Raw genomic sequence first — 8,169 nt, forward strand, 5'->3', positions numbered from 1 at the left:
GATCTTGGATCGGAATCACCTCCGTCAGAGGCGCGTCATGGTCGATATGGCCGCGAATAACGTTGAGGAAGTCGATCGTTCCGCTGTCAACGAGCATCCGGCAGATCGAAAGCCCTTCCGTGCGGGAAAGGCCGCCCGCCCGGTTCTCATCGGCAACAAGCCGCATGCCGACGATAAAATCCGGACCGCAGCGCTTGCGGATGGCCTCGAGCACCTGAAAGGTGAAACGCAGCCGGTTTTCAAGCGGGCCGTTATGGTCATCGTCGCGCTGGTTGGTGACGGGCGACCAGAAACTGTCCAGGAGGTGGCCATAGGCCTCGATCTCGATGCCGTCGAGGCCGGCTGCCATCATCCGCTCGGCGGCGGTGGCGTAGTCTTCGGCAATGCGGACAAAGTCGAAATCCTCCATTGCCTTGGGGAAGGTGCGGTGGGCAGCCTCCCGCATCGGCGATGCGGAAAGGACCGGCAGCCAGTCGCCCATGTTCCAGCCGCTGGTGCGCCGGCCGAGATGCGTCAACTGGATCATCACCGCGCAATCGTGCTCGTGACAGTCCTCGGCAAGGCGCGCCATCAGCGGCACGATCTCGTCGCGCCAGGCATGGAGATTGCCGAAGGCCGCCGGCGAATCCGGCGCGACGACAGCCGATCCGGCCGTCATGGTGAGCGCGATGCCGCCCTTGGCCTTTTCCCGGTGGTAGAGCCGGTAGCGTTCCGTCGGCAGTCCGCCCTCGCCATAGGCCGGTTCATGGGCGGTGGACATCAGCCGGTTCTTCAGGCGCAGGTGCTTGAGCTGGAAAGGCTGGAGCAGGGGGTCTTTGTACATGGCGGTCTCCGGCGTTCTCTTCGTCCATGCTACACGGAAATGAAGTTCATGCCCTGGCGAAAGCGCCGGGCGCTGTCCTGTGCGCGCCAAAAGCGGGGGACGGCATAATCCGCGAGCGTTCCAAAACGGCGCGAATCCCTTTAAGGATGCGCCATGAGCATCAGACAGCTTTCGGAAACCGTCATCAACCAGATTGCCGCCGGCGAGGTCATCGAGCGGCCGGCAAGCGCTGCCAAGGAACTGGTGGAAAACGCGCTTGATGCGGGGGCGACCCGCATCGAGATCGCGACCGCCGGCGGCGGCAAGGCCTTGCTGCGCGTCACCGATAACGGCTCCGGCATGAGCCCGGACGATCTGGCGCTTGCCGTCAAGCGGCACTGCACCTCGAAGATTTCCGCCGATCTCACCGATATCCGCACGCTCGGCTTCCGCGGCGAGGCGCTGCCGTCGATCGGCTCGGTGGCGCGGCTTTCCGTTGCGAGCCGCACGAAAGGCGCTGGAGAAGGGTATCGGATCGAGCTTCACGGCGGAAAGCTCACCGAACCGCAGCCCGCGCCCGTCAATCCGGGCACGATCGTCGAAGTGCGCGACCTGTTCTTCGCCACGCCCGCCCGGCTGAAGTTTCTCAAAACCGAGCGTGCGGAATCCGGCGCGATCACCGAGGTGGTCAAGCGCATGGCGCTCGCCTTTCCGGCGGTTCGCTTCGTCCTGTCCGGCTCCGACCGATCGACGCTGGAATTGCCGGCAACCGGCGATGACCGGCTGGCCCGCATCGCCCAGGTTCTGGGCAAGGACTTCCGGCCGAACGCGATCGAGATCGATGCGGTGCGCGAAGACGTCGCCCTTTCCGGCTTTGTCGGCGTGCCGACTTTCAATCGCGGCAATTCCGGCCATCTCTATGCCTTCGTCAACGGCCGTCCGGTGCAGGACAAGCTGTTGATGGGGGCCATCCGCGCGGCCTATGCCGAGACCGTGCCGAAGGGGCGTTATCCGATGGCCGTCCTCTGGTTCTCGCTGGATCCGGCGCTGGTCGACGTCAATGTCCATCCGGCCAAGGCCGATGTCCGCTTTCGTGATCCGGGGCTCGTCCGCGGGCTGGTCGTCGGCGCGATCCGCGAGGCGCTGACAAGGAGCGGCGACCGCGCGTCGTCCACCGGGGCAGACGCGATGCTCAGGGCCTTCAGGCCGGGCGTCGCGCCGCAAGGCGAACAGACAGGCGGTTTCGGCGGCGGCTTCGGCCATCGCGATATCCGCCCGTCGAACGTGAACTGGTCGCCCGAGCGTTCCCCCTATCGGCCGGAAGGCTTTGCCGAAGGGGCCGCACCCGCCTTTGCCGGAACTGCGGAGACCGCAAAACCGCAAGAGGCCGCTCGCATGCTTGCCGGTTTCGATGCGCCCTCGGCGCGGTCGGAGGCCTTCGAGCCACCGCGCGGCGAGGAGGCCACGCTCAGCCATCCGCTGGGCGCCGCCCGCGCGCAGCTGCATGAAAACTATATCGTCGCCCAGTCGGAGACCGGATTGGTGATCGTCGATCAGCACGCTGCCCATGAACGCCTTGTTTACGAGGCGCTGCGCAAGGCGCTTGTCGACCGCCGGCTGCCCTCGCAGGGCCTGTTGATCCCGGAAATCGTCGATATGCCGGAAGAAGACTGCGACCGGCTGATGCCCTTTGCCGAGGAGATGAGCCGCCTCGGCCTCGTCTATGAGCGCTTCGGGCCCGGCGCGATCGCGGTGCGCGAGACGCCGGCCATGCTGGGCGAGGTCAACGCCCCGGCGCTGATCCGCCAGCTTGCCGACGAGGCTGGCGAGTGGGAGACGGCCGAGGGGCTGCGGGCGAAGCTTGAGAGCGTTGCCGCCACCATGGCCTGTCATGGCTCGGTGCGCTCCGGCCGGCGCTTGCGCGTGGAGGAAATGAATGCTCTTCTCCGGCAGATGGAGGAGACGCCGGGCTCAGGCCAGTGCAATCACGGTCGCCCGACCTATATAGAGCTGAAGCTTTCCGATATCGAACGCCTGTTCGGGCGCTAGCACCGGCGGGCGAATTTCTGGAGATGAACTGTTGAATATCCTTGAAGGCAATGGCCGCGGCGAGGCGAAAATCCGGTATCTGGACGCCGATTTCGAAGTGGTCGTACCCGGCACCCATGTAACCTGCGCGGTGACCGGCAAGCGGATTCCGCTGGACGAACTGCGCTATTGGAGCGTTGCACGACAGGAAGCCTATGTTGATGCGCCTGCCGCCTTTGAGGCGGAGAAGAGGGCCGGAGCGCTGCCGACCGGCAGGGCCTGACCGGCGAACCTCGAGGGACATCGCGTGCCGACGCTCATTTCCTTTGCCGGCCTGCCGGGCGTTGGCAAGACCACGATTGCCCGGCGTCTCGCGCAAGAACGTCCGGCGGTCTTCCTGCGCGTCGACGAGATCGAGGCCGTGCTCAGGAAGGACGATCCGGCGCGCGAGATCGGTCCGCTGGGCTATGAAATCGCCGCGGCGCTCGCCGTCTCGAACCTGAAGACCGGACAGGACGTTATCATCGATTGCGTCAATCCCTGGCCGTTGACCCGCGCCATGTTCGAAAAGGCGGCTTCAGAGGGCGGAGCCGGTTTCCTCGGCGTCGAAGTCATCTGCGCGGATGCGGCGCTCCATCGCGCCCGGTTGGAAAGCCGGACGAGGGATATCGGCGAAGGGCATGTCGAGCCGAGCTGGCAGGATGTGCTTGACCGTGACTATGCGCCGTGGCCCGAAGCCGCGCTGGTGCTGGATACGAGCGTGCTTTCGGCCGACCGGGCGGCAGAGCGCATCTTGAAGATGCTTCGACCGGATTGCGCGAGCGGGGCGTAAGCGCCGGCAAATCGGCATGTGCGATGCAACGGAAATCGGTCGAAGGCGCGGAAGTCTCGCTTGCCTGCAAGGCGCGCATTCAGCCCGGCGCCCGTCCGGTGGAGGCGCGCACGACCAGTTCCGGTCGCCACAATTCCTGGACATCGTCCTTCTCCAGGCCGTTGATGCGGTGGATCAGCCGTTCGGCGACCCGTTTGCCCGCCGTGCGCAGCGATGAGCGCGTCGTGGTCAGCGGCACGGAGAACAGTTCGGGGCGCAGGAGCGGCAGCACGTCGTCATAGGAGATCAGCGAGATATCCCTGCCGAGCTGAAGGCCCGATTGCGTGACGGCGCGCACGATGCCGAGCGCCTGCACCATGCTGGAGCACAGCATGGCCGTCGGGGTTTCGTCGCCGGCGAGAAACCGTTCGGCCGCGCGCTGTCCGTCGGCCTCGGTCATCTGGGCGGAGACATGGAAGCGTTCGTCAAGACGGAGGCCCGCCTCCGAGAGCGCCTTGATGACGCCGTCGCGCCGGCGGATGGCAAAGCCGAATTTCTCGTCGCCGTTGATAAGGCCGATACGGCGATGGCCAAGCTGGAGGAGGAGACGCGTGGCGTCGTAAAAGGCTGCCTCATTGTCGACGTCGAGCGAGGGATAGGGGTGCGGCGGATCGAAGAAGCGGCCGTGGACCACGAAGGGCAGGCCGAAGGATTCCATCAGATCGATCCGGCTGTCCTGCTCGCGGATATAGGCCAGGCAAAGCCCGTCGACATAGCCGCTGGTCGCAAGGCTTCGCAGCGCGGAGACCTCGTCAGCGGGGTCGGACGGCATGACCACGAGGTGAAAGTCCTCCGCCTGGGCCTTCTCTCCCAGCCCGCTCAGGAACTCGCCGAAATGCAGGTCCGAAATCACCTGGTCGCCGATCGGCATCAACAGGCCGATCGAACCGGCCTTGCCGGTGGCCAGGCGCTGCGCCGTGCGGTTCGGCCGGTAGCCGGTCTCGCGCGCTGCCTTCAGCACCCGCTCGCGGGTCGCGGCGTTGACCTCGGGATATCCGTTCAGGGCCCGGCTGACAGTCGTCGGCGAAAGGCCGAGCCGCGCCGACAATTGTTTCAGGTTCACTCCCGTTTCCTCCCCGGAGGCACGTAACACAAAAAAGAAAGCGTGAAACCCTGTGCGCTCCAAATCGTTCACCGACAAGGATGGTTCCGCGAAAATCCGTTCGCCTCGCTCATGCGCCCTCGCGCGAAGCGTGCACGGACCTCTTTGGCGGCTTCCAAAGCGGTTTGGCTTTTTTATCAAGCCTTGTCGGGGAAAGAAAAGCCCTTTTCGAGTCGGATCGACAGAAAAACGTCTCTAAGTGCAGAAAAACGGCAAAAATCGGTCGTGATTTGCGGAAAGGGGTTGACTCAGACCCGTCACACGAGAATTCTCTGGAGATGTCAAAGCGCTTTGGATAAAGTGCTGTCTGACAACCGAAGCCCTCGAGAGGGTTGAATGTGATGGGAGGTAAATCACATGCATAAAGTTCTGTTGACGGGCGTAGCCTCGCTCGCCCTCGTTGCCGGTGCGGCCCAGGCTGCCGATCTGAAGTTCGCCCCGGGCGAGGATTCCCGCTTCAACTGGGACAGCTTTACCCAGTTTTCCGATTCCCATGACCTGAGCGGTCAGACGCTGACGATCTTCGGCCCCTGGCTCGGCCCCGACAAGGATCTGATCGAAAGCGTTCTGGCCTATTTCGAAGAGGCGACCGGCGCGAATGTCGAATATTCCGGTTCCGACTCCTTCGAGCAGCAGATCGTCATCGACACCCAGGCCGGCAGCCCGGCAAACATTGCCGTGTTCCCGCAGCCCGGCCTTGCCGCCGACCTCGCGGCCAAGGGTTTCCTGACCGAGCTTCCGGCGTCCGCCGGTGAGTTCCTGTCGGAAAAATACGCCGCCGGTCAGTCCTGGGTCGACCTTTCGACCTATGAGGGGCCCGATGGCGCGCCCGGCCTCTACGTCTTTCCCTACAAGGCCGACCTGAAGTCGCTCGTCTGGTACGTTCCGGACAATTTCGACGATGCCGGCTATGACGTTCCGGAAACCATGGAAGAGCTGAAGGCGCTCACCGAGCAGATCGTGGCCGACGGCGGCACGCCCTGGTGCATCGGTCTCGGTTCCGGCGGCGCCACCGGCTGGCCGGCGACCGACTGGGTCGAGGACATGATGTTGCGTACCCAGCCGCCGGAAGTCTATGACCAGTGGGTCACCAACGAAATTCCGTTCAACGATCCGCGCGTCGTCAACGCGATCGATGAATTCGGCTGGTTCGCCAAGAACGACACGTTCGTTGACGGCGGCGCGGCCGCGGTCGCCTCGACCGACTTCCGCGACAGCCCGAAGGGTCTCTTCGACAGCCCGCCGAAGTGCTACATGCACAAGATGGCCTCGTTCATCCCGTCCTTCTTCCCGGAAGGCGTCGAGCTCGGTCTTGACGCGGACTTCTTCTACTTCCCGGCTTACGAGGGCGAAGACCTCGGCAGGCCCGTTCTCGGCGCCGGCACGCTGTTCGGCATCACCGATGACAGCCCCGCCGCCCAGGCCTTTATCGAGTTCCTCGAAACGCCGATCGCGCATGAAGTCTGGATGGCGCAGTCCGGCTTCCTGACGCCCTTCAAGGACGTCAATCCGGAGGCTTACGCCAACGACACGCTGCGCGGCGAAGGCGAGATCCTGACCGAAGCCACGACCTTCCGCTTTGACGGTTCCGACCTGATGCCCGGCAAGATCGGCGCAGGCGCGTTCTGGACCGGCATGATCGATTATGTCGGCGGCCAGTCGGCCGAAGAAGCGGCGACCGAGATCCAGAACTCCTGGGATACCCTCAAGTAACGGTCGTCAAACCGGTTGCGTTTTGTCATAATGCACCGGGCCGTCTTCGGCCCGGTGCGCCACTCCTCGAAAATGAGATAGCGCGGTAGCGCACTGTTCCGAAGGCACGCATGGACAAAACCTGCGCGCCTTGCGGCTGGGTTCGGTTCGCCTCGGGCGAGCGTCGAAAAGCTGAAAAGGCAAGAACAGAACGGTCCGGCGAACTCAGTTTCATATCCGTTCTAGGGAGACAAACGGCGTGGAACAGATTTTAAAAGCCTTGTTGGCTGTGGTCATCGGCGTTGCCGCTGCAGTGGCCTATTTCTACGGCTCCAACAAGTTACTCGACCTGATTTTTCCGTCGCAGACCAAGGACCCCGCAGATGGTGCGCGCAATCTGCGCGTCTCGGGGATGATACGCCCCTGGCTGTTCCTCGGTCCGGCGCTTTTGTCGCTTGGCGTTTACCTCGTCTATCCGGTCGTTGCATCCGTCTGGTATTCGCTTCACGGCGCCTCTGGCGACACCTATGTCGGGCTTGCCAATTACCGCTGGATGTTCGGGGATTCCGAATTCCGCCAGTCGATGTTCAACAACATGCTCTGGCTGGTCTTCGTGCCGGCGTTGTCGACCTTTTTCGGCCTGATCATCGCCTGGCTGACGGACCGCATCTGGTGGGGCTCCTTCGCGAAGATGATGATCTTCATGCCGATGGCGATCTCCTTCGTCGGCGCGTCGGTCATCTGGAAATTCGTCTATGACTATCGCGGCGAAGGCAGCGAGCAGATCGGCATTCTGAACGCGATCGTCGTGGCCATGGGCGGCGAACCGCATGTGTGGATCGCCATGCCCTTCTGGAACAATTTCTTCCTGATGGTCATTCTCTTGTGGATCCAGACCGGCTTTGCCATGGTGCTGCTGTCGGCAGCGCTGCGCGGCATTCCGGAGGAGACCATCGAAGCCGCCGTCATCGACGGCGCCAACGGGGTGCAGATCTTCTTCAAGATCATGATTCCGCAGATCTACAACACCATCGCGGTCGTCTGGACCACGATCACCATCATTGTCCTGAAGATCTTCGATATCGTTCTCGCGATGACCAACGGGCAATGGGATACGCAAGTGCTCGCCAACCTCATGTTCGACTGGATGTTCCGCGGCGGCGGAGATTTCGGCCGCGGCGCCACCATCGCCATCGTCATCATGGTTCTGGTTATTCCGATCATGGTCTGGAACATCCGCAACGCGCGCAAAGAGATGGAGGGCCGGTAAATGTATTCGCACAAGAAATCACCGCTTGTCTGGTTCTCGCATATCACCGTCCTTGTTCTCGTGGTGCTGTGGACCATCCCGACCTTCGGTCTGCTGGTCACCTCGCTGCGCGACAAGGACCAGATCGTCGCCTCGGGCTGGTGGACGTCCCTTGCCACGTCGACGCAGAACCTGATTTACCGCACGCCGGGCGAGGCCGGGCAGACGCAAGAGGGCGGCCTCTACATCAATGCCGGCAATGCTCTGGAAGGCGGCGCAGGCGTTGTGTCGCGCTTCGGCACCTCCTCGCTCAGTCCAGAGGAATACGAGGTCGGCCAGACCGTCGATCTCGATGACGGCATGCAGCTGCGCGTCGAGGAGAACGGGGATTATCGCCTGACCTCGCCGGAACCCTTCGGCAGGCG

The 8,169-nt window shown here is 63.3% G+C and carries 7 protein-coding genes and 1 pseudogene; 6 read left to right on the forward strand and 2 right to left on the reverse strand.

Annotated elements, in window-relative coordinates; genetic code table 11:
- On the reverse strand, positions 1-823 hold an 823-nt coding region (locus AC5DC2_RS15260), incomplete at its 3' end, for an oxidoreductase (RefSeq protein ID WP_491699093.1).
- 153 nt (positions 824-976) lie between these two features.
- Here AC5DC2_RS15260 and mutL point away from each other — a divergent pair.
- From mutL to AC5DC2_RS15275, 3 genes are read left to right on the forward strand one after another with little or no spacing between them, the layout of a single operon-like run.
- Positions 977-2,851: a DNA mismatch repair endonuclease MutL gene (mutL, locus tag AC5DC2_RS15265; RefSeq protein ID WP_491699094.1), complete on the forward strand. Its 1,875-nt coding sequence runs from the start codon at positions 977-979 to the stop codon at positions 2,849-2,851.
- A gap of 31 nt (positions 2,852-2,882) precedes the next feature.
- On the forward strand, positions 2,883-3,113 hold the full coding sequence (locus tag AC5DC2_RS15270; protein ID WP_024706975.1) for a DUF2093 domain-containing protein: 231 nt from the start codon (positions 2,883-2,885) through the stop codon (positions 3,111-3,113).
- Positions 3,114-3,137: 24 nt separating this feature from the next.
- A complete protein-coding gene (locus tag AC5DC2_RS15275) occupies positions 3,138-3,662 on the forward strand; it encodes a P-loop nucleotide/nucleoside kinase family protein (RefSeq protein WP_491699095.1) in 525 nt (174 codons plus the stop codon).
- A 79-nt stretch (positions 3,663-3,741) separates the two neighbouring features.
- On the opposite strand, the gene AC5DC2_RS15280 is transcribed toward AC5DC2_RS15275, so the two are convergent.
- Complete coding sequence (locus tag AC5DC2_RS15280; RefSeq protein ID WP_024706977.1) at positions 3,742-4,764, reverse strand: LacI family DNA-binding transcriptional regulator; 1,023 nt, start codon at positions 4,762-4,764, stop codon at positions 3,742-3,744.
- A gap of 396 nt (positions 4,765-5,160) precedes the next feature.
- Here AC5DC2_RS15280 and AC5DC2_RS15285 point away from each other — a divergent pair, with 396 nt between their 5' ends.
- The 3 genes and pseudogenes from AC5DC2_RS15285 to AC5DC2_RS15295 all read left to right on the forward strand — a co-directional run.
- Complete coding sequence (locus AC5DC2_RS15285) at positions 5,161-6,516, forward strand: ABC transporter substrate-binding protein (protein ID WP_024706978.1); 1,356 nt, start codon at positions 5,161-5,163, stop codon at positions 6,514-6,516.
- Positions 6,517-6,754: 238 nt separating this feature from the next.
- Positions 6,755-7,765, forward strand: a complete 1,011-nt coding sequence (locus tag AC5DC2_RS15290; RefSeq protein ID WP_024706979.1) for a carbohydrate ABC transporter permease — start codon at positions 6,755-6,757, stop codon at positions 7,763-7,765.
- Positions 7,766-8,169, forward strand: a pseudogene (locus AC5DC2_RS15295) (carbohydrate ABC transporter permease); the annotation flags it as partial.

The sequence above is a fragment of the Martelella sp. genome (assembly GCF_984369615.1).